Source organism: Streptomyces sp. NPDC093064, from assembly GCF_044754605.1.
In the GTDB taxonomy this organism is placed as follows: Bacteria; Actinomycetota; Actinomycetes; order Streptomycetales; family Streptomycetaceae; genus Streptomyces.
In genome coordinates, this window is sequence record NZ_JBIVPK010000087.1 from 1 (window position 1) to 17,944 (window position 17,944).

General features: G+C 68.2%; 16 protein-coding genes and 5 pseudogenes. 11 read left to right on the forward strand and 10 right to left on the reverse strand.

Going from position 1 to position 17,944, the window contains the following annotated elements; all coding sequences use genetic code 11:
• Window positions 1–20 precede the first annotated feature (20 nt).
• Together ACIQFZ_RS41315 and ACIQFZ_RS41320 are read right to left on the reverse strand one after the other, a co-directional pair.
• On the reverse strand, window positions 21–365 hold the full coding sequence (locus ACIQFZ_RS41315; RefSeq protein WP_402693753.1) for a hypothetical protein: 345 nt from the start codon (window positions 363–365) through the stop codon (window positions 21–23).
• Window positions 366–392: 27 nt separating this feature from the next.
• On the reverse strand, window positions 393–1,019 hold the full coding sequence (locus tag ACIQFZ_RS41320) for a transposase domain-containing protein (protein WP_402693754.1): 627 nt from the start codon (window positions 1,017–1,019) through the stop codon (window positions 393–395).
• Between the two features lie 274 nt (window positions 1,020–1,293).
• On the opposite strand from ACIQFZ_RS41320, the pseudogene ACIQFZ_RS41325 reads away from it, so the two are divergent.
• A pseudogene (locus tag ACIQFZ_RS41325) lies at window positions 1,294–1,833 on the forward strand (RNA polymerase sigma factor); the annotation flags it as partial.
• 69 nt (window positions 1,834–1,902) lie between these two features.
• On the opposite strand, the gene ACIQFZ_RS41330 reads toward ACIQFZ_RS41325, so the two are convergent.
• Entirely contained in the window at window positions 1,903–3,024 is a 1,122-nt protein-coding gene (locus ACIQFZ_RS41330) for an FAD-dependent oxidoreductase (RefSeq protein ID WP_402693755.1), read from the reverse strand.
• Window positions 3,025–3,077: 53 nt separating this feature from the next.
• Here ACIQFZ_RS41330 and ACIQFZ_RS41335 point away from each other — a divergent pair, with 53 nt between their 5' ends.
• On the forward strand, window positions 3,078–3,770 hold the full coding sequence (locus ACIQFZ_RS41335) for a TetR/AcrR family transcriptional regulator C-terminal domain-containing protein (RefSeq protein WP_365424927.1): 693 nt from the start codon (window positions 3,078–3,080) through the stop codon (window positions 3,768–3,770).
• Between the two features lie 282 nt (window positions 3,771–4,052).
• On the opposite strand, the pseudogene ACIQFZ_RS41340 reads toward ACIQFZ_RS41335, so the two are convergent.
• The 4 genes and pseudogenes from ACIQFZ_RS41340 to ACIQFZ_RS41355 all read right to left on the reverse strand — a co-directional run.
• Window positions 4,053–4,151 (reverse strand): annotated as a pseudogene (locus ACIQFZ_RS41340) (IS5/IS1182 family transposase); the annotation flags it as partial.
• A gap of 203 nt (window positions 4,152–4,354) precedes the next feature.
• Entirely contained in the window at window positions 4,355–4,549 is a 195-nt protein-coding gene (locus tag ACIQFZ_RS41345) for a hypothetical protein (protein ID WP_383063617.1), read from the reverse strand.
• 20 nt (window positions 4,550–4,569) lie between these two features.
• Window positions 4,570–4,761, reverse strand: coding sequence for a hypothetical protein (locus tag ACIQFZ_RS41350; RefSeq protein ID WP_402693756.1), 192 nt, complete (start codon window positions 4,759–4,761; stop codon window positions 4,570–4,572).
• Window positions 4,762–5,009: 248 nt separating this feature from the next.
• On the reverse strand, window positions 5,010–5,156 hold the full coding sequence (locus ACIQFZ_RS41355; protein ID WP_365436001.1) for a hypothetical protein: 147 nt from the start codon (window positions 5,154–5,156) through the stop codon (window positions 5,010–5,012).
• Here ACIQFZ_RS41355 and ACIQFZ_RS41360 point away from each other — a divergent pair.
• The 5 genes and pseudogenes from ACIQFZ_RS41360 to ACIQFZ_RS41380 form a co-directional block, all read left to right on the forward strand.
• The gene (locus ACIQFZ_RS41360) at window positions 5,149–5,277 is read left to right on the forward strand and encodes a hypothetical protein (RefSeq protein ID WP_365435998.1); all 129 of its coding nucleotides are present in this window, start codon (window positions 5,149–5,151) and stop codon (window positions 5,275–5,277) included. The two genes, ACIQFZ_RS41355 and ACIQFZ_RS41360, sit on opposite strands and share 8 nt — an antisense overlap.
• Before the next feature lie 12 nt (window positions 5,278–5,289).
• Window positions 5,290–6,174: an endonuclease/exonuclease/phosphatase family protein gene (locus tag ACIQFZ_RS41365; RefSeq protein ID WP_383063612.1), complete on the forward strand. Its 885-nt coding sequence runs from the start codon at window positions 5,290–5,292 to the stop codon at window positions 6,172–6,174.
• Between the two features lie 561 nt (window positions 6,175–6,735).
• Entirely contained in the window at window positions 6,736–7,995 is a 1,260-nt protein-coding gene (locus ACIQFZ_RS41370; RefSeq protein WP_383063610.1) for a M14 family zinc carboxypeptidase, read from the forward strand.
• Between the two features lie 110 nt (window positions 7,996–8,105).
• On the forward strand, window positions 8,106–8,303 hold the full coding sequence (locus ACIQFZ_RS41375) for a hypothetical protein (protein ID WP_383063608.1): 198 nt from the start codon (window positions 8,106–8,108) through the stop codon (window positions 8,301–8,303).
• A 64-nt stretch (window positions 8,304–8,367) separates the two neighbouring features.
• Window positions 8,368–8,532 (forward strand): annotated as a pseudogene (locus ACIQFZ_RS41380) (IS5/IS1182 family transposase); the annotation flags it as partial.
• A gap of 20 nt (window positions 8,533–8,552) precedes the next feature.
• Here the strand turns inward: ACIQFZ_RS41380 and ACIQFZ_RS41385 are convergent.
• Window positions 8,553–10,715: a recombinase family protein gene (locus ACIQFZ_RS41385; protein WP_402693757.1), complete on the reverse strand. Its 2,163-nt coding sequence runs from the start codon at window positions 10,713–10,715 to the stop codon at window positions 8,553–8,555.
• Between the two features lie 299 nt (window positions 10,716–11,014).
• On the opposite strand from ACIQFZ_RS41385, the pseudogene ACIQFZ_RS41390 reads away from it, so the two are divergent.
• From ACIQFZ_RS41390 to ACIQFZ_RS41400, 3 genes and pseudogenes are all read left to right on the forward strand, one after another.
• Window positions 11,015–11,182, forward strand: a pseudogene (locus ACIQFZ_RS41390) (IS5/IS1182 family transposase); the annotation flags it as partial.
• A gap of 148 nt (window positions 11,183–11,330) precedes the next feature.
• Window positions 11,331–12,302 carry an SDR family NAD(P)-dependent oxidoreductase gene (locus tag ACIQFZ_RS41395; protein ID WP_383063606.1) on the forward strand — a complete coding sequence of 324 codons (972 nt, stop codon included), beginning with the start codon at window positions 11,331–11,333 and terminating at the stop codon, window positions 12,300–12,302.
• Entirely contained in the window at window positions 12,299–12,904 is a 606-nt protein-coding gene (locus ACIQFZ_RS41400) for a TetR/AcrR family transcriptional regulator (RefSeq protein ID WP_402693758.1), read from the forward strand. The genes ACIQFZ_RS41395 and ACIQFZ_RS41400 overlap by 4 nt, the downstream gene beginning before the upstream one ends.
• Window positions 12,905–12,992: 88 nt before the next feature.
• On the opposite strand, the gene ACIQFZ_RS41405 is transcribed toward ACIQFZ_RS41400, so the two are convergent.
• Together ACIQFZ_RS41405 and ACIQFZ_RS41410 are read right to left on the reverse strand one after the other, a co-directional pair.
• Window positions 12,993–13,427 carry a transposase gene (locus tag ACIQFZ_RS41405; protein WP_402693759.1) on the reverse strand — a complete coding sequence of 145 codons (435 nt, stop codon included), beginning with the start codon at window positions 13,425–13,427 and terminating at the stop codon, window positions 12,993–12,995.
• Between the two features lie 37 nt (window positions 13,428–13,464).
• Complete coding sequence (locus ACIQFZ_RS41410) at window positions 13,465–17,112, reverse strand: helix-turn-helix domain-containing protein (RefSeq protein ID WP_402693760.1); 3,648 nt, start codon at window positions 17,110–17,112, stop codon at window positions 13,465–13,467.
• Window positions 17,113–17,517: 405 nt separating this feature from the next.
• Here ACIQFZ_RS41410 and ACIQFZ_RS41415 point away from each other — a divergent pair.
• A pseudogene (locus ACIQFZ_RS41415) lies at window positions 17,518–17,853 on the forward strand (winged helix-turn-helix transcriptional regulator); the annotation flags it as partial.
• Between the last annotated feature and the right edge of the window lie 91 nt (window positions 17,854–17,944).

Below are 17,944 nucleotides of genomic sequence, written 5' to 3' on the forward strand. Positions count from 1 at the left end.
CCTTGAGCACTGGCCCGGAACTACGCTGTCGACATCAAGTCGATCCTCCAATCAGGTAATTCACTCAATCTCGTGCGACTTCGTGTCGCACCCCAGCGTTCGCGGTAGAGCGCGACCAGTTCGGCGGCCGGGTACTGATCCGGGTCCAGCAGTGTCGTGCCCAGGTAGGCGATCTTGTCGTCCTTGGCGAAGGTGATGACGCGGTAGATCACGTGGCGGGGCAGAGTCCGACCTTCCCTCGCTGCTCGGAGCCGGACCTCCTTGCCCGGTCGCGCCATCGACAGATACGAGCCGTCCGGTAGTTCTTCCTGAGCGGTGCCGAGATGGTTGGACTGGAGCCTGACCAGCAGATCCGCGCCCGCCATGGTGAAGACGTGAGCGAACTCGACCGATCAGAAGCCTCGGTCAACGATGACCAGGTCTCCGGGGCCGGCGGAGCCGGCCAGCGGGTAGGGGAGGCTGCGCTCGCCATCGCGGTAACCGCCGAGGCGGGCATCCAGGACTCCATGCGTTCCGATCTCAGCAAGGACCACTGCCCTGACCTGGGGGAATCCGAAGGGGACACCTCCTGTAGTGGAGGGGCCGTCGAAGGCGTCGACGTTGCTCGTCGAATCCGGGAGATCGAACTGGGTGCCGTCCAGGGCGAGGAGCCGCAGCCCCCGCCACCACGCGCCAGGCGTCTCCGGGGTCGCGAGCGGGCCAGCCACCTGACGGAACACGGTCTCCAGCACGTCCTCCCCGAGGCGGGCACGAGCCCGGGACAACGACGACCGGTTCACCCGCGCGACGGCCCGGCTGCCCGGGATACCGCTGGTCAGCACCCTCAGCACCTCCTCGTACGACTCCCGGGCGAACAGACACAGGGCCAGGACGAAGTACACGACCAGCCGCGTCGGCAGGAGTCGGCGGCGCCGCTCGGCTCGGTCGTGCTTGGCTATCGCCGCGTCGACCAGTTCGGCGGTGAACACCTTGGTCAAGATCCCGATCCGCACCCGCTGGCCCGCACCCCACCCCGTCACACGCGGGGCAATGATCTCCGCAGCTCAAAAGCAACTGCATTGGCCGGCGAAGGCCCCCAGCAGCCACCGCCCTCAGCCCATCGTCCTCTGCGCCCCAGGACTCGTTACGGCTCCACGGCATCACGAGCTCATCCTCTGAGGCCTACGTCGAGTCCTCGATCGTGAACAGCTCGCTCCACGACCCCAAAGACGACACCTTCGCAGACGACGTCATGTTCCTGTGCACCCCAGTTGGCACCGCTCGCCAACCGGGGTGCACAGTCTCGGCGCCCGCAACCTCGGTCTGATCCGCGCGGTGGAGAAGTTCGACTACACCAAGGGCTACAAGTTCTCCACGTACGCCACCTGGTGGATCCGTCAGGCGATCACCCGCGCGATGGCCGACCAGGCCCGCACCATCCGTATCCCGGTGCACATGGTCGAGGTCATCAACAAGCTCGCGCGCGTGCAGCGCCAGATGCTCCAGGACCTGGGCCGCGAGCCCACCCCGGAGGAGCTGGCCAAGGAGCTCGACATGACCCCGGAGAAGGTCATCGAGGTCCAGAAGTACGGCCGCGAGCCCATCTCGCTGCACACCCCGCTGGGCGAGGACGGCGACAGCGAGTTCGGTGACCTCATCGAGGACTCCGAGGCGGTCGTCCCGGCCGACGCGGTCAGCTTCACGCTGCTCCAGGAGCAGTTGCACTCGGTCCTCGACACCCTGTCCGAGCGTGAGGCGGGCGTCGTCTCCATGCGCTTCGGTCTCACCGACGGTCAGCCGAAGACCCTCGACGAGATCGGCAAGGTCTACGGCGTCACGCGTGAGCGAATCCGAGGCGAGCGCAAGCCCAACGAGGTGCTCACCGTGGCGAGTTGTTGGTGCTGGTGCTCTCGCACTTGGCAGTCAGGATGGCTGGACCTGGTCGAAGAGGGCGAGGGCTTCGGCGGGGTCCGGGCTCACAAGGCGTTCCAGACCGGCCATCGTGATCTTCGCCCACCTGCCGGCCCGGGCCCACATCTGTTCCTCGAAGGCGCGGACGGCCTCGTCCAGATCTCCAGAGTTGGTGGCGATGGACTCGGCGAGTTCGGCGCCTTCCAGCATCGCGAGGTTCGCTCCCGCCCCCAAGGGGGGCATCAGATGGGCGGCGTCGCCCAGTAGCGTCACCCCGAAGACGTGGGTCCAGGTGTGGGACACGGGCAGGACGTAGAGGGGGCGGTGGACGAAAGCGGTGCCGTGGCGGAGGAGGTCGAGGACGGGAGCGGCCCAGCCGTCGAACAGAGCCAGCAGGCTCGATCGAACGGCCTCGACGTCGGTCAGGTCCAGGTTCGTGTGCCAGTCCTGCGGCGCGCGGAACTGGGCGTACACCTTGACGTGGCCGCCGCTGTTGCGCTGGGCGACGAGAGCTCGGTTCACGCCGTACACAGCCACGGAACCGTCGCCGATCAACCGGGCGAGGTCAGGGTGGCGGGTGTCGACGTCGTCCAGGAAGGTCTCGACCAAGGTGACGCCGGTGTAGTGCGGCGTCACCGACGAGACTGCCGGGCGGATCCGGGACCAGGCGCCGTCTGCGCCGACCACGAGGTCGAACGTTTCCTGTCGCCCGTCCGCGAAATGGAGGACCAGTACGCCATCTCGGGTCTCCGGCACCACCTGCGTCACGCCCCGCCCCCACCGAACGTAAAGAGAGCCGAGCAGCAGGTCACGGAGTTGCCCGCGGTCGATCTCCGGATTGGCCCCGTCATCTGGACGGGGTCGCCAGTCGCGCAGGACGGTCCCGTCCGCGTCCAGGATGCGCATGGCCTGCCCCTCGGGACGAGACAGCGCCTGGAACTCCGCCAGCAGCCCCGCCTTGTCCAGCGCGAGTTGGCCCAGCCCCTCGTGCAGGTCCAGCGTGCCGCCCGGGGGACGGGCGTCGGGGGCGGGATCGCGTTCGAGGACGGTGACAGGGTGACCATGGCGGTGCAGGACGCGGGCGAAGGTAAGGCCAGCAGGGCCACTGCCGACCACGGCGATACGGTGCCTCATGCCGATACACTGTATTTGCTCGTTACGATGTATCGCAACGGTACGGTGTGATCATGACTGTGTGGGACCGACCTGAGCCGCCGAATCGCCCCGTTCCGCTCGACCGGGAGCGGATCGTTGCCGCCGCCGTCGCGCTGGCCGACGAGGGCGGGCTGGAGGCGGTGTCGTTGCGCAAGGTCGCCGCCCGACTGAACGCCGGCCCTATGCGGCTGTACGGATACATCTCCACCAAGGAGGAGCTGTTCGACCTCATGGTGGACGAGGTCCAGGCCGAGATTGTCCCCGAGGAGCAACCCGGTGACTGGCGGGAGGCGCTGAGCGTCCTCGCCCACCGCACCAGGCAGGCCGCTCTCCGTCACGAATGGCTGGCCGACCTGCTCGGCGGCCGTCCGACCCTGGGTCCGAACGGCCTCGCCGTGACCGAGGCCACGCTGGCCGCCCTCGACGGCCTCGCCGACATCGACACCGTCATGCGCGCTGTGGAGACTGTCAGCGCCTACTTCACCGGCGCGATCAGGCGCGAGATCGCGAACCTGCGGGCCGAGCGCGCCACGGGCCTGTCCAAGCTCGACTGGCAGCGCGCCTCCGGCCCGCATGTGACGAGAATGTTGGCCACGGGCCGCTTCCCGGCGCTGGCCAAGGCCGTGTACGACGGCACGGACGTGGGCGCCGAGGCATCCTTCGCGACCGGCCTGGACTGGGTCCTCGACGCCGTGGCCGCCAAACTCACCCGGCCGCCGGCGTGACGCTCAGCTCCTGCCGAATGGAAGCGAGGCCGGGGTCGGTGTCCACGGGCCGTGCGGGCAGTCTGTCGGTCCCATTTCGCGGCGGGTGAATTGGGTCACCAGTCAGCACGGAACAGCGAGAGGCAGCGAGAGGTGCAGGTAGAACCTTGGCCGAACTCGATCGGCAATTACCCACAGTGACCAAATGTCCACACTCGTCGGGGAATACGCGACGGTCGATTACGCGAGGTCGCCAGTTTCACACCCCATGAACATCTGGCTACACGACCCGTGAATAAAGCCATGCGCGATGCGGCCGTGGAGGCCGCGTTCGTTGAGCAGGGTGCGGGTCTTGTCGGAGTCGTAGCCGGGGTCCATGTGGACGGTGATGTCGTCGGATAGGCCTCGGTCTGTTGCGGCGACCATAGCGTCACCGTGGGCTGACCGTAGGTGTCCCGCAGTTCCAGTACCCGGCCGTGCGCCTCGTCGGCCGTCTTCTGTATCTCCACCAGTTCATCGATTGTGTGTGCCACATCGACGGATCTTATGTCTCCCGTGGCGGGACGCCCGGCTTCGTCGCCGGGGATGCTGGGCGCACACGTGTTCTACGCCACGGTCTCGCCCTGAGCCGTCCAGGTCCGCAGCATGCGCTCCCGGCCGTCTGTCTCCTGAATGAGCCGCACCACGACGTTCGGGACCACGTCCGCGCGCCCTGGCAGTTCCTCGTCGTCGCTATAGTCCGGATCCTCCGGCGCAGGCCAGCCCGCTGCCCGCACCTCGGCCAGCACCGCCTCCAGCACGTTCGCCGAGGCGTCCTTGGTCAGCTGGTGTACCTGGGTTGGCGATAGCCCAGCCGCCTCCGCGGCCCTCCGCCCGACACCCCGCCGGCCCGCGCCGAGGCGAGCGCCGAGTCCCGTTCCTTCTCGGCCTGCTCCAGCCACCACGCGGCCCGCCGCACCAGCGCCAGCACCCGCCGCTCCCGACGAAACTTCCCCAGCCAGTCACCCCTCACCAGCCGCAGCTTGCCAGGTTCGACACGGCGACACAGGAGTGTTCAGCGAACTGATCACCCAACTGCTACCCACCGCGTCGATACTCCCCGAGGGCCAGTGTCATCGGTTCGTCGAATGTGCGTCGGTGATCGGCTTTCAGTGATTCACAGAAGTTCCATAAGTTCTTGGGTCGTTGGGGGTACGCCTTTGTGAGGCGGTTCCGGTCCCAGCCCTGGGGAGCGCTGCATGCCATTTCCCGAACGTTCCGTCAGCCGTCGATCCTGGGCAGCAGCTGCTGGTCGGGGCGCTGCTGGCGTCCGGCGCGCGGGTCGTTGCGGTGGCCGTGTGCGATCCGTACGACGTGTTGTGTTTCCCCCAGGCGCCCGTCTACCTCACCACCTATGCCGATGCGCACCGTCGCCGGGGTGCTGACCGGAGCGATCCAGCCCGCCGGACGCCTGCTCGTGACCATCCCCGATCCCGCCCGCCCGGGAACACCGCTGTTTCCGGTCGGTTCCGGCCTCACCATCACCTGACCTGGAGAAGTCATGAAGCTCAATTTCCGACGTTCCGTCCGTAGCAGCCGTACCGTCGCTGCCGTGCTCGCCGCCACCGCTGTGCTCGCTGTTGCGGCGCCGGCGACGGCCGCGGACCCCGGCATTCCCGGGTCGCAGGCCCCGGCGGTGCCGCTGCGGGTGGCGACCTACAACATCCATGCCGGGGCCGGCGAGGACGAGGTCTTCGACCTCGATCGCACCGCGGAGGCGATCCGTGGCCTGGACGCCGACGTGGTCGGCCTCCAGGAGGTCGACGTGCACTGGGGCGCCCGTAGCAATTTCGTCGACGAGGCCCACGCGCTAGCCGAGAAGCTCGACATGAACGTGTTCTTCGCACCGATCTACGACATGGACCCGGCCACCCAGGGCGGGGAAAGGCGGCAGTTCGGCGTCGCCGTGCTGAGCCGCTACCCGGTGCTCGAGGCCGAGAACCACGACATCACCCGGCTCTCCACCCAGACGCCCAACCCGGTACCGGCCCCGGCGCCCGGCTTCGCCGAGGTGACGGTCAACGTCAAGGGCTCGCACGTGCACGTCTACGACACGCACCTGGACTACCGGGCCAACCCGTCGGTCCGCAAGGCCCAGGTGGCGGACATGCTCAATGTGATGGCCGCCGACTCCGGACCGAAGGTCCTGGTGGGCGACTTCAACGCCGGGGCCAAGGCCACGGAGCTGGCGCCGCTGTGGCAGCAGCTGCGGGACGCCAACCCGAACGGCGGCGCGACGTACCCGGCGATCAACCCGGTCAATCGCATCGACTTTGTAACCGTCTCCCCCGACATCACCGTGGTCGGTGCCCAGGAGGTCGCGGCGGAGGCGTCGGACCACCGCCCCGTGGTCACCGACCTGGAGCTCCACCAGCGCGGCCGCTGAACCGCTCGAGGCTCGGCTACGCCCGACAGGGAGCCCGCCGCAGCCCTGTGCGCGCTTCCTCCTGCCCGGCGAACCGGGCAGGAGGAAGCGTCGGGCAATGTCAGCGCGACCCGTCCCGGCTGTGGCCGGAAGGTATCGCTTACCTGACCATGCGTTACGGCGCTCCCGGCCCGGTGTCTCGGGTTTGAGGCCAGGTCGAGGAGTGCCGAGGCCCGTCTGTCGGTGACACGAAAGTGGCGGCATTTCGGTTGTAACACTGCGCGCTGCCCAGGCGTGCTTGTGACAGGAAGCGCCACGGGCACGGATGGGAAACGGGACCGAGGGCACATGTCGGCTGCCGCGGCATCCACGCCTCCGCCGTTGTCCCCCAGTGGAGTGCGGTGACCTGGGCGGGCGCGCACATCGTGGTCTCTTCGTCACCGAGACTCCCGGCCCTCGGGGCCGTTCGCCGACATGGGCATTCATGTATGCCCCATTGACCTTTCCTTGACCCTCGGGTCAGCATGAGCCGGAACGCCCCCCACGCCAGTCCCGCCCGTACCGTCGTGAGGAGCCCGCCCCATGCGCACCTACCGCAGCACGCGGAACACCCGTTCGCGAGCGCTACGCACAGCCGTTGCCACCGTCGCGGCCTCCGCCGCCCTCGGCTCCGTGCTGGTCACCTCACCGGCCGCCGCCACCGCCACGGCCGCCGAAAGCGAGCCGGGCAACTGCAAGATCTCCGATGATCCGTCCTGGTCCGGCTGGACCGACCAGATTCAACTCGGCGCCACGCTGAGGCAGATCGAGAAGACCAGCAAGGGCCGGGTGCAGGTCGAGGTCGCCGGGCGCACCACCCAGGGTCGCGAACTGTGGGCCGCGCGAGTGGGCACCGGCCCCCGCGTCCTTATGGTGACCAGCGCCATTCACGGCAACGAGCGCACGGGCACGGAGGCCCTCATCGGCATCCTCAAGGAGCTCGGTTCGGGCTCTGGTCCGAAGACTGCCGAACTGCTCAGCAAAGTCACCCTGGTTGCCATGCCGATGGTGAACCCAGACGGCGGCGAGCTCAACCGTCGTATCAACGTACGCTCCTGGGACCAGACCGTCGCGCAGTTCCCCCAGTTGGCCGGGGCGCCGCGCGCCTGGTACCACAGCCTCAGCGGTGACGGTATCGACCAGCCCGGCTATGACCTTAACCGGGACTTCAACCCGGATCTGAATTACGTCCCGCAGGCCTCCGACCTCCCCGGCATGCAGACCGACGCCGGCTTCTTCCTTTCCCCCGAGTCGCGCGCGATCCGTGACACGTATGTGAAGATGCGCAACGAGAAGGGATCTGTCGACGCGTTTATCGATCTGCACCACATGGGTCCCTGCGGGCGCATCACGGGCGGCCCTCAGGACGGCAAGCTGATCACGGTCTCGCTGGACTATCCGCCGCTCGGCGTGAACGACGGGGCCAAGTACAAGAAGCAGTGGCCGAAGTTGGACCAGGACAAGTCCCGCCGCTATGCGCTCACGGTGGCCAATGGCATTGCCGACGCATACGGCGAGCAGTCGAGGCTCGCCGCGACCGGCCGCTATCTCCACCCCGACGCGCGCGAATACGCCGGCCAGGGCCGCTCCGCTTTCGCCCTCAACGGCACCGGCACAGTCCTCTTCGAAGTCCGCGGACAGCAGGACGACTTGGGCCAGCGGCAGCGCGGCATGTTCGTCCAGTCCGTACGTACCGGAGTGGAGTCCCTGATGACGGGCCTGGCCACGGGCAGCGCCGACCGGGTCAACGGGGATGACTTCTTCAAGCTGCCGGACTACGGGTGGGAGACCACGGCGGACTGACCTCGGCGGAACGGGTCCCGTGCGCAGGCACGTGACCCACGGCAGCGACGATGACTTCGCAGCAGGTTCCCAACCTGCCGCGAAGTCATCGTCATGCTGGAGGCCGACGTGTGGAAGTCGGTGAGGTCCCGGCTGCGGTCGGCGTGGCCGTCCTCGCTCTCAAGGCCGGCCGCTGGCAGCTGCACGCCGACTGGCACTGCATCGAGCTGACGCCCCGCCCGCGCCGCAGCTGCCGCCAGTGCCGGGGTGCGGGCGGCTGGTGGACCGGCGGCCCGTCGCCGACGTCGACCAGGCGAAGCTCGCCGTGATGCTGCGCGAGTTAGCGTCGGCCGCCGCGGTCCCGGGATGGTGCCGCGCTCGCTCGGTACGTCGCAGGTGGCCGCCGCCCCTCCCACGATCCGCAAGGTCTGGGTCGACGGCGCCTAGCGCAAACACTTCGTCGAGCACGCCGCCGCCCTCGGCATTGACCTCGAAATCGTCCAACGTACCCCTCGGGCCAAGGGGTTCACGCCGATCCCGAAACGCTGGACGGTCGAGATCTGTCAAGCACAGTGCACTCATGGAGTCTGTTGCCGTGCTGTTTCGGCGGTCTCGGTCCAGATGCGGCGGCTGTACCAGCCGGGCGGACGTGTCCGGCGTTCGCGGAGTTCGGCGAGTTCTCGCTGGTCGGCGTGGGCGATGAGCCGGTGGGGCCAGCAGCTCTCCCGGCGGGTGGTGATCCAGCCGCGGTTGATCCAGGCGTAGAGGGTGGAAGTGGTCATGTCCAACTCGGCGGCCAGGTGCTTGAGCCACCACTCGTCCGGGCCGGGCTCCTCGCCGGGTGGCGCGGGGCGGTGTCGGTGGATACGACCTGCGGGGCAGGCGAGGCGGCGCATGAGGTCGCGGACGGTGGCTGCGGAGATCCGTTTGCCGCCCTTCGCGGGCCGGAAGCCCTCGGCTTCCAGGCGGTCGGCGATTCCGCTGGCGCCGATGCCCTGACCTGTGAGTTCGCGGATTCGATCGGACAGTTGCGAGTAGTAGCTGAGCTGTTCCAGCCGCTGGACCGGGCGGATGACCTCTCCCGCCGTAGTGGTCCCGCCGGCCCAGACAATCGTGATCTTCACCCGCTCGCTGGTGCCGAGCACGGTGACGACGACCTTGTCGACGACCGCGCGGACGATCCCCTTGCGGTCCGCTGTCGTGGTGCTGTGCGCACGCCACAATCCCTCGATGTCGCCGGCCAGGGCCGTGATGGTCTGCCGCTCGGCCGGAGTGAGGATGTGCGGACTGCTGCGGGCGAAGCGGTCGTAGTCCTCGCGGAGCCGCTGCTGGATGGCGAGTGCATCCTCCCACTCCTTCTCTAACTGGCGCACGACCAGGCGGTTCTCCGGTTCGGCGAGGTGGTGGCTGCGGCGGGCCCGGTCGGCCTCCTGCGCGGCTCGTTCCAGCCGTTGCGACCACAGCTGTTCCAGCTCGGCCCGCTCGGCCAGGACCTGGTCGGCCGCGCGGAGAGACACCTCGACGGCGGCGGGCGTCAGTGCCGCGAGGACCTGCTGCTCGACGAAGGCGTCCACGCAGGCGGAGTTGAGCAGCTGGCAGCTCTTCTCCGCGCCGTAGTTGGTCATGTCCCGGGCGCACACGTATTCCGGCAGTGCCTTCCTGTGCTGGGTGTGGTAGCGCACGCTCATGCGCCGGTTGCAGCGTCCGCAGTGCACCAGCCCAGCCGCGAGAGCGGGGCCGTTGCGGACCGCGCCCATGGCTTCGGCGCGGGCACGGTTGGCCGCCAGTCTCGCTTCGTTGGCCTCGAACTGGGCGACGGTGATGTAGGCGGGCAGGGCATTCGGGATCATCACATGCCATCCGTCCCGGGAGCGGACGACCCGTCCGGTGCTCGGCCGGGCCGGGTCCTGGCGGCGCGGGTCGACCCGGCGCCGCCCGTAGGCATAGATGCCGGCATAGGCGGGATTGTGCAGCAGGGTCTGCAGCGTCATCCGGTTCGGCCTTCGCCATTCCAGGGTGCCCTTGTCCGGCCCCTCCCGCAGCCGGATGCCCAACTGGATGTCGTGGTCGACGAGATAGCGCAGCACACCGTGCAACGTGCCGAGCCGCTCGAACTGCGCGAAGATCAGCCGGATCACGGTCTGCACCTGCTCGTCCGGATCAAAAGCGACCTCCCCCGACGGGCGGCGGACGTAGCCGCTGGGCAGAGGGAAGGCCAGCTCGCCGCGGCGGGCCTTGTTCAGGCGCCCGCTCCACATCCGCTGCTTGATCAGGTGAAGTTCGGCCTCGCTCATCGTTCCCTTGAGCCCCAGCAGCAGCCTGTCGTTGTACTCGGCCGGGTCGTAGACCCCGTCGGTGTCCGCCAGTACCGCACCCGACAGGGCGCACAGCTCGATCAGCTGGTACCAGTCCCTGCCGGAGCGGGCCAGCCGGGACATCTCGATCCCCAGCACGAGACCGACGTGGTCCAGCCCGATTTCGGTGACCAGACGCTGGAAGCCCGTGCGGGCGACCGCACTCGACCCCGACTTGCCCAGGTCCTCGTCGATCACCAGAACCCGGTCCGCCTGCCAGCCCAGCGCGACCGCCCGGTCCACCAGGGCGTACTGCAACCGGGTCGACTCCTGGTGGTCGACGAGCTGCTGGCGGGTGGACTGGCGGACATAGATCACTGCGAGCCGCTGCAGGTGATGGTCGTCGATCTTGCTACCGGGCCGCTCCCACGGCATTACCGAGGTCATCGCCGGTCCCGCTCACTCGCCGTTGCGGCGGCCGACAACGCGCGGCTCGCCAGCCGCACCAGCTGCCCCACCACCGCCTGCCGGCTCACCTCCGGCAGCGCCACCCACACCTGCCCGTCCGGCACCACCGGAATCGTTCTCTGGGGCCGACGTCACTGTCGTCGCGCATGACGACCCATTCCCCTCGTCGCTCAGCCGGCCCCGCAACCGTCGGGCCACAGCAACCAACCGCTGCAGGCCCTCACGGCCGATTATCGGCGTCTGCTCACTGCTTTGACTATCCATAAGCGCAGTGTGCTTGGACGATGGAGCGAACCTACGGCTGGCTCATGCTCAACCGCCGCCTGGCCCGTGACTACGAAACCCTCCCCACTCGCTCCGAAGCCATGATCCACCTCGCTATGACGGACCTCATGGCCCGCCGCCTCACCGGCGAGAGCACCATCTCCTGGCGCGACCCGACATAACCGGACCAAGCCCGCATCACGGGATGAAACAACGGGAGAACACGACCTCTTAAGTCGCCACCGTGGTGTCGATCAGCTGGCGTTTCAGCTGCGGTTTTGTCGCTCGATGCGGAAGTGAACCATGGCATGTTACGGTACTAAGTACCACTTGGAACTCGATACCGAGGAGTCTGCCGTGGATAGCCGGACCATCGTGTTGACCGGAGTGACCCGCGGTTTCGGCCGCGAGTCCGTCGAGTTGCTGATCCGGGAACGGCCGCAGGACCACTACGTCGTGCTGGCTCGCCGCGGCGGCGAACGCCTCGCTGCGGAACTCGCCGAGGCCACCGGCGCTTCCGGGGTCACAGGCGTGGACTGTGACCTCGCTTCGCTCGCCGAGATCAGGCGGGCGGTGGAGGAGATTCTGCGTGGGCTCGATACCGGATACCTGCCGCCGCTCGGTGGCTATCTCGGCAACGCCGGCCTGACGGTCACGACGACCGAGAAACGCACCACGGACGGGTACGAGATGACCTTCGGGGTCAATGTGCTGTCCCACTACCTGCTCGTCAGGGAGCTGCTGCCCCGGTTTACCGGTCCGGGCTGGATCGTGCTTACCTCGAGCGACTGCCACTTCGGGCAGTTCCGCTATACGCTCGGCGCCACGCTGCCGCCGCGCTGGGAGACGCCGGAACGACTGGCCACGCCTCGTGCCGGTGGCGCGCGAGAGGCCGGGCGGGCGTACGCGACCAGCAAACTCGGCGTCATCTACCTGACCCACGCGCTGGCCCGCCGCCTGCCCAAGAGCATCGGCGTCTACTCCTACAACCCGGCGCTCGTCGCGGGCACCGATTTCTTCCGCCACGCCCCGGGGCCCGTGCGGGGCGTACTCAACGGATTCTTCCAGCTTCAGCGATTCCTCGGCCGGGGCATGACGCCGCAGCAGGCGGGCGCCCGGCTCGCTGAGACGATCCTGACCGGGCTGACCGCCCGGACCGGGTCCTACCTCGATCGCGGCCGCAACGTCCCGTCGTCGCCAGAGTCGCACGACGAGGCCCGCGAGGAGGAGCTGTGGCGCGAGGCCGCCCGCCTCGTCGACGCTGACCGCCGGGCGGGACGGGCGGATATCCTGGCCGAATGAACACGAACACGGTTCCGGAGGAGTCATTGCGGGACCGCAAACGCCGCCAGACCCGGGAACGGATCATCGAGACGGCCTTCTCGCTCTTCATGGAGCGGGGGTTCGATGTCGTCACCGTGGACGAGATCGCCCAGCGGGCCGAGATCGGCCGCACCACCTTCTTCCGCTACTTCGGCGACAAGCAGGAAGTCGTCTTCTCCACCGAGGACGACTTCCTGCGCGCGCTCACCGTGGCCATGCACGATGCGCCCGCCGAGCCGCTCCAGGATCTCGCGCAGGCACTGGCCACATCTCGGCGGCTGCTGCTCGCGATCTGCACCGAGGCCGCCCGCAACCCCGGCCACTACGCGGTTTACCACCGTCTGGTCAAGCAGCACCCCGAGCTCGAAGACCGCCACACCCGCAAGACCCGGCACTACGCCGACCTCCTTGAGAAACACCTGATCGACCACGGCACCCCGCCGGCCACCGCCGTCCTCGCCGCCCAGTTGACCGTCGCCTGCTACCAGGCGGCGTGGCGCCTCGGCAGCCACGACGCGACGGCGGTGCTCCGCGAGGCGAATGACGCCTTCGACCTCCTGCTGGCCGCCACTGCCGCATGACCGGCGGGCTGGCCAGGCCCTCACCTGTGCAAGTACCGAGCACGCGTGTCACCAACGTCCCGGGACAGCACACCTAGCTAGTGGCTCGTCACGCAGCCTTGGCCGGGTAATCGGTCCATGATCGGATCGGTGAGTCGGGCGCGAAGTTCGTCTTCGGTTCCGCGCGGGTGTTGCGCCAGCGGACGTAGGCGGCGATGGCGGCGTTCTGTTCGTCGTGGCTGCGGTGGTCGGTGCCGTTGAGTGCCAAGTAGCGCAGGGCCGCGAACTCGGCCTCGATCCAGTTCAGCCAGGAGCCGTAGGTCGGCAGGAAGACCAACTCGATGTCGTTGTCGGCCGCCCAGGTGCGGACCTTGGCGTGCTTGTGCGGGGAGAAGTTGTCCAGCACCACATACAACTTATCCCTGGGCCAGCGGGTGCGCAGGGCCTTGAGGAGATCGAGGAACTCGCGCCAAGGCTTGCGCGGTCGAATGCGGTAGTACAGCTTGCCGGTAGCCAGATCGAGGGCAGCGAGCATCTGCCGCACGCCGCCGTAGCGGTTGTGACTGCCGGGGCGGACCAGGTTACGTGCGGTGCCAGCGGCTGCGGATCCGGTCGAGGTCTGCGAGCAGGCTCTCGTTGTGGACGATGGAGCGGAGCCAGCTGATATCTGTCGGGCGGAGTCTGAGGAGTCCGTCAGGAGGGAGTACGCTCAGGAGCGGCTCTGCGTGTTCGGCCAGCCAGTCCACGGCGTCGAGGTCCTGTGCGAGGCGGAGGAGGTCGATGACCGTGTGCGCGGGCCTGTTCACCGGCGAGACCTGCTGGAGCAGTTCGAGGGCAGTGGTGAGCACGGTGGCGCCAGCCGGGCGTTCGACAGCGCTCCAGGTGGCCGTTGTGCCGGCCTCGATGAGCAGGCACTGAAGCCGCTGCAGGGGGCCGGCACCGTCTAGGGCCGGGGCTTGGGGGCCGAAGCGGGCCGTGATGGCTTCAAGCTGGGCGTGCGGCGCGTCTGGGTGTCCGATGAGGGCTTGGGCACATTGGGCGAGGATCAGCCACGTAGTTACTCCCAGGCCGCGTGAGGCGGTGGCGCGCAGGGACGTGAGCTGGTCCAGGACGTCGGCGACAGCACCGACGGGCTGGTATGTGACGGCGTGGAAGAGAAAGCGGGCGAGGATGTCCGCGGCCGCCGTGCTCTCCCGTGCGGGCAAGGCGTTGAGAAGGTCGAGAAGCCCTGCCGAGGCGGTGAACGGGGTAGGGGCGAGCGGGTCGAGCAGGGCGAGGAGAGTGTGCGCGGCGGAGCGCGTGTGTTGATCGTCGGTGACGTGGTAGGTCTCCAGTGTGGTAGGCAGGTGCTGTGCCAGTGGTGCCACGGCGTGCAGGACGTGCAGCGAGCTGATGTCGTACGTGAAGGCGGCGGCCCTGCACAGGTCGGAGAGGTTACTCGGCTCTGGATGCCGGTAGGGGCCGGCGTGGAGGGCTTGAGGATCTGGGTTCGCGGGCCAGACAAGGCCGTCTGCGCAGTTGGGGGGGAACAGCCGTACACGCACGTCGGGGTCGCGGGTGTGCGGGTCCGTGCACAGCTCTGTGGTGAGGGTGTCGGTCAGGGTGATCCAAGAGGTCTCGCTGAGCTGGGATCGCCACAGCATGCTCTGGCGTCGCCAGGAGTCGATCGGGTTACGCGTGTCGAAGAGGCGTGAGACGCAGACGGAGTCCTTTGCCAACACGGTCAGCAGGAGCAGGTTCACGCTGTAGACGGCCTCGCGTTCACCGCGGCAGGCGGGGAGGGGCTCGTAGGCCGGCTGGTCGGGTCGGGTGACATCGCCGGTGGCTGCTTTGAACAGGTCGATCAGGAGGGCGGTGAGGTGGCGGCGCCGCTGCTGGCTGAGGCTGCTGATCAGACCGGTGAGGTTCTGTGCGACTTCGGCCCGGTCGACGAGCGGTACGTGAGACAGCAGAGCGTGCAGCCGGTCGTCAATGGCGACGGCGGCGGGATGAGGTGTGTCGGCGGGCAGGAGGTGCTTCAGTTCATCGATGATGAGGCGGGCGGTGAGGTACTCGCCGAAGGTGGCGTGCAGGAACTCGTAGGAGTGTCTGTGCTGGCCAGTGACGACAGCTTGGGCCTCGTGGATGAAGAAGAAGCTGCCGAAGAGCAGCGGTGATGGGGCCGCGTCGGTGTCGAGGAGTGCGCTCTGGTCGGCGTGGGCTTCGGAGGCGGTGATGCCCTGGCGTCGCCGGTTGAACATGCCGACGGCGATCACGGCGAGGCGGTGCAGTTCGTGTTCTACTGCGGCGGCTTCGGCCGGGTGGGGCAGGGCGCCGTTGTGCTTGGCGACCTGACGGCGGGTGAACTCGGTCAACAGTCGTTCGTAAAGGCCGAGCCGGCCGATGTCCTCGCCTTTCAGCTGGTGCAAGGCGTTTGACGACGCGTCGTAGAGGGCGAACATCAGCAGGAGCAGGGGCTGGCTGATGAGGTCGCTGTGCGGCTGCAGTACGTCGCGGGTCAAGGGTTGCAGGCCGCTTGCAGTGAAGTAGCGGCGGTTGGTGGTGTTCCAGACCTGTACCCAGTGTCCGATGCGGTCGTCGTCGAAGGGCTCCAGGCGGATGACGGTGCTCAGGCGAGGAGTAGGGGCCTGGTCGGCGACGACGGTACGGCTGGTGACGACTGCGATCGTAGGGCGGCCGAGTTCGGATTCGCGTAGTTGGAAGTCGGCCAGGTCGTGGAGGTAGTTGGAGTAGCGGGCGTGGTCGGCAGAGGCCGCTTGCAGGAGTTCGTCGAAGCCGTCCAGGACAACGACCCGGACCGTGCCAGGGTCGGTGGCCTCGGGCCAGGGGGTGGATCTGCCGGTGGAGCGCCTGAGGAATTCTTCGAGCTGTCCTTGGACATCCAGGTCCGCGGGTATGTGGCGTAGCTCGATGCGCTGGCAGAAGAACTCTGCCTCAGGTAGTCGTGCGGCAAGGAGCTTGGTCAGCAGTGACTTCCCCGAGCCCGGGTGGCCGAGGATGACCAAGGGGGCACTGGTGGCGTGGGCGGTGAGGAGGTGAGCTGCGAGGAATTCGCCGAAGTCTTCGCGCTTCGGCTGCGTGAGCCACCAGTCGTCGCTGGACAGGTGCCGGCCGCTGGAATGCTGGTGCGCCTGGCGGAAGGCCGGGTCGACGTACCCGTTCTCCAGGGTGGGCATGGCCGGGCCGGCGTCCTCGGCGTCAGCGACGGGTGCGCGTAGCAGTCGCTTGTAGCGGTGTGCGGGGGCGGGGTCGGCGGCGAACTGGCCCAGCCACTGCGACAGTGGCCGCAGCGCGTAGCTGGGCCCGGGCGGGGGCCCCTGCTCGGCAACCTCGGGCGGGTCTTCGGTGTTGGAGGTCAGGCGCAATTCAGGGCAGTCCCAGGTCGCCGAAGCCATATGGGCTTCGTAGCGCTGCCAGGCGTGGCGGGCCAGGTCTTCGGGGTACTGATCTTGCGGGCTGCCTTCGCCGTGCACGATGCCGGCGGCGTAGGTGTACGCGGCGATGATCTCGTGGCGCAGTTCGCTGGCGTCCCTGACCCGGTCCGTGCCGAGGACTACCTGCTCGAGTTCGGCGACGATCTGCGTGGTGATGTCTCCCTGCTGGTAGCCGAGCTCGGGCCCATAGTGGATGCCGGAGTCGGCCACGGCCTCGCAGAACGCCGTGATCAGGATGGCCCGGTCGGCTGCGGCCAGCAGTGCGGTGCGCGGGGTCCCCTGGCGGGAGCGGACCCGGTCACCGAATCCCTCCAGTACCGCAGGGAGCCCGTTGGAGGCGGCGCCGCTCAGGGTGAGGGGCTCCAGCAGTTCCGCCGCGAGTCCCTCGAAGTCCTCTCGACCGGCGGCAAGTACGCCGATGGCGCTGGCGAAGTCGCCCGGGACCTCGTCCGGCTCCGGTGGCGGGGACGGTAACGGGGGGCGAGGGCGCTGCTCCCTCTGAGGTTCTTCAGCGCTGATCTCCATCTCGTGGTGGCGGAGCCGCCACCACGACAGGTCGAGGCTGACTCCCGCAGGGGGGCTAGCGCGGCGGCTTCCGCAATACTCCACGATGCGCGCCACGTCGTCCCAGGCCGGCGGAGTAGCGCGCTGCCCGTTGAGGAGAGCCGAGACGGCGCCGTTGCTACGGTGAAGCGCTCTGGCCACGTCGCTCTGGGCGATGCCGCATTCGCGCACCAGACGCCGCAGCTGTCTGCAAAAACTCACCACCGCCTGGGGCGGCTCCCCCGCTGCCATGCCTCACCCGTCCTTCACCCCATTTCACCGCAACGACTCCCAGCGTATGGTCTGACCTGTATCAACCACTCCGGGATTCAGGACTATTCGGCGTTGGGCCAGCGGGGCCGCGTGCACCACCACTGTCGGAGGTGAACAAGCCGCCGCCTACGTAAGGAGTGTCGATGCTCTGGATGCCCGGCAGCCTTCCTGCCCTGATACTCGCCGCCTTTGTCTCCGTTTTCGTCGGCGTAGTGCTGCCAGCCATCTGGTCGGCGCAGCCCGCACGCCGTCGCGCGGCCGCGGCCGTTCTTGCCCAGATCCTGGCCGCGATGCCGGGCGCCCGTCGGGCGCCTGGCGCTGACGAGACAAGCGCGAACGAGGGCCCAGATGCCACACCATGATCGTCATGGGCCGGAATGGGTCGGTCTGCTGGAGCGGCGGCCGTATCAGACCAACCCGGTGCGCCACGAGTACGTACTGACCGAGCGCGGCCGGTCGCTGCGACCGGTGATCGTCGCCCTGGCCGCGTGGGGCAACCAGGAACTCGCTCCGCAGGACCGCGCCATGATCTTGGTCGACGCCGCCACCGGCGAGGAGGCCGAACCGGTCGTGATCGACGCGCGCACCGGCAAGCTTCTGGACGACAGTGACGCGTATGTGTTCACTGCCGGCCCGGCCGCCAGTGGGGCAATGCGTGCCCGCTACGACGAGCTCGAACACCGACGGCGCGCGGAGCGCAGCGAGCGGGAGTCGGTCTAGTACTCCAGCCGGACTTCGGTATTTGTGCTGATCAGCGGCCTGGTGGCGGGGAGTTTAGCCGGGGTGTCACGTGCGTGTGAGGGCTTTTTCC

Excerpts from the sequence above, each read along its gene's own strand:
- ACIQFZ_RS41315 (WP_402693753.1), bottom strand. The coding sequence starts at position 365 with ATGGCGGGCGCGGATCTGCTGGTCAGGCTCCAGTCCAACCATCTCGGC.
- ACIQFZ_RS41330 (WP_402693755.1), bottom strand. The coding sequence starts at position 3,024 with ATGAGGCACCGTATCGCCGTGGTCGGCAGTGGCCCTGCTGGCCTTACC.
- ACIQFZ_RS41335 (WP_365424927.1), top strand. The coding sequence starts at position 3,078 with ATGACTGTGTGGGACCGACCTGAGCCGCCGAATCGCCCCGTTCCGCTC.
- ACIQFZ_RS41360 (WP_365435998.1), top strand. The coding sequence starts at position 5,149 with ATGCGCACCGTCGCCGGGGTGCTGACCGGAGCGATCCAGCCCGCCGGA.
- ACIQFZ_RS41365 (WP_383063612.1), top strand. The coding sequence starts at position 5,290 with ATGAAGCTCAATTTCCGACGTTCCGTCCGTAGCAGCCGTACCGTCGCT.
- ACIQFZ_RS41370 (WP_383063610.1), top strand. The coding sequence starts at position 6,736 with ATGCGCACCTACCGCAGCACGCGGAACACCCGTTCGCGAGCGCTACGC.
- ACIQFZ_RS41385 (WP_402693757.1), bottom strand. The coding sequence starts at position 10,715 with ATGACCTCGGTAATGCCGTGGGAGCGGCCCGGTAGCAAGATCGACGAC.
- ACIQFZ_RS41400 (WP_402693758.1), top strand. The coding sequence starts at position 12,299 with ATGAACACGAACACGGTTCCGGAGGAGTCATTGCGGGACCGCAAACGC.
- ACIQFZ_RS41410 (WP_402693760.1), bottom strand. The coding sequence starts at position 17,112 with ATGGCAGCGGGGGAGCCGCCCCAGGCGGTGGTGAGTTTTTGCAGACAG.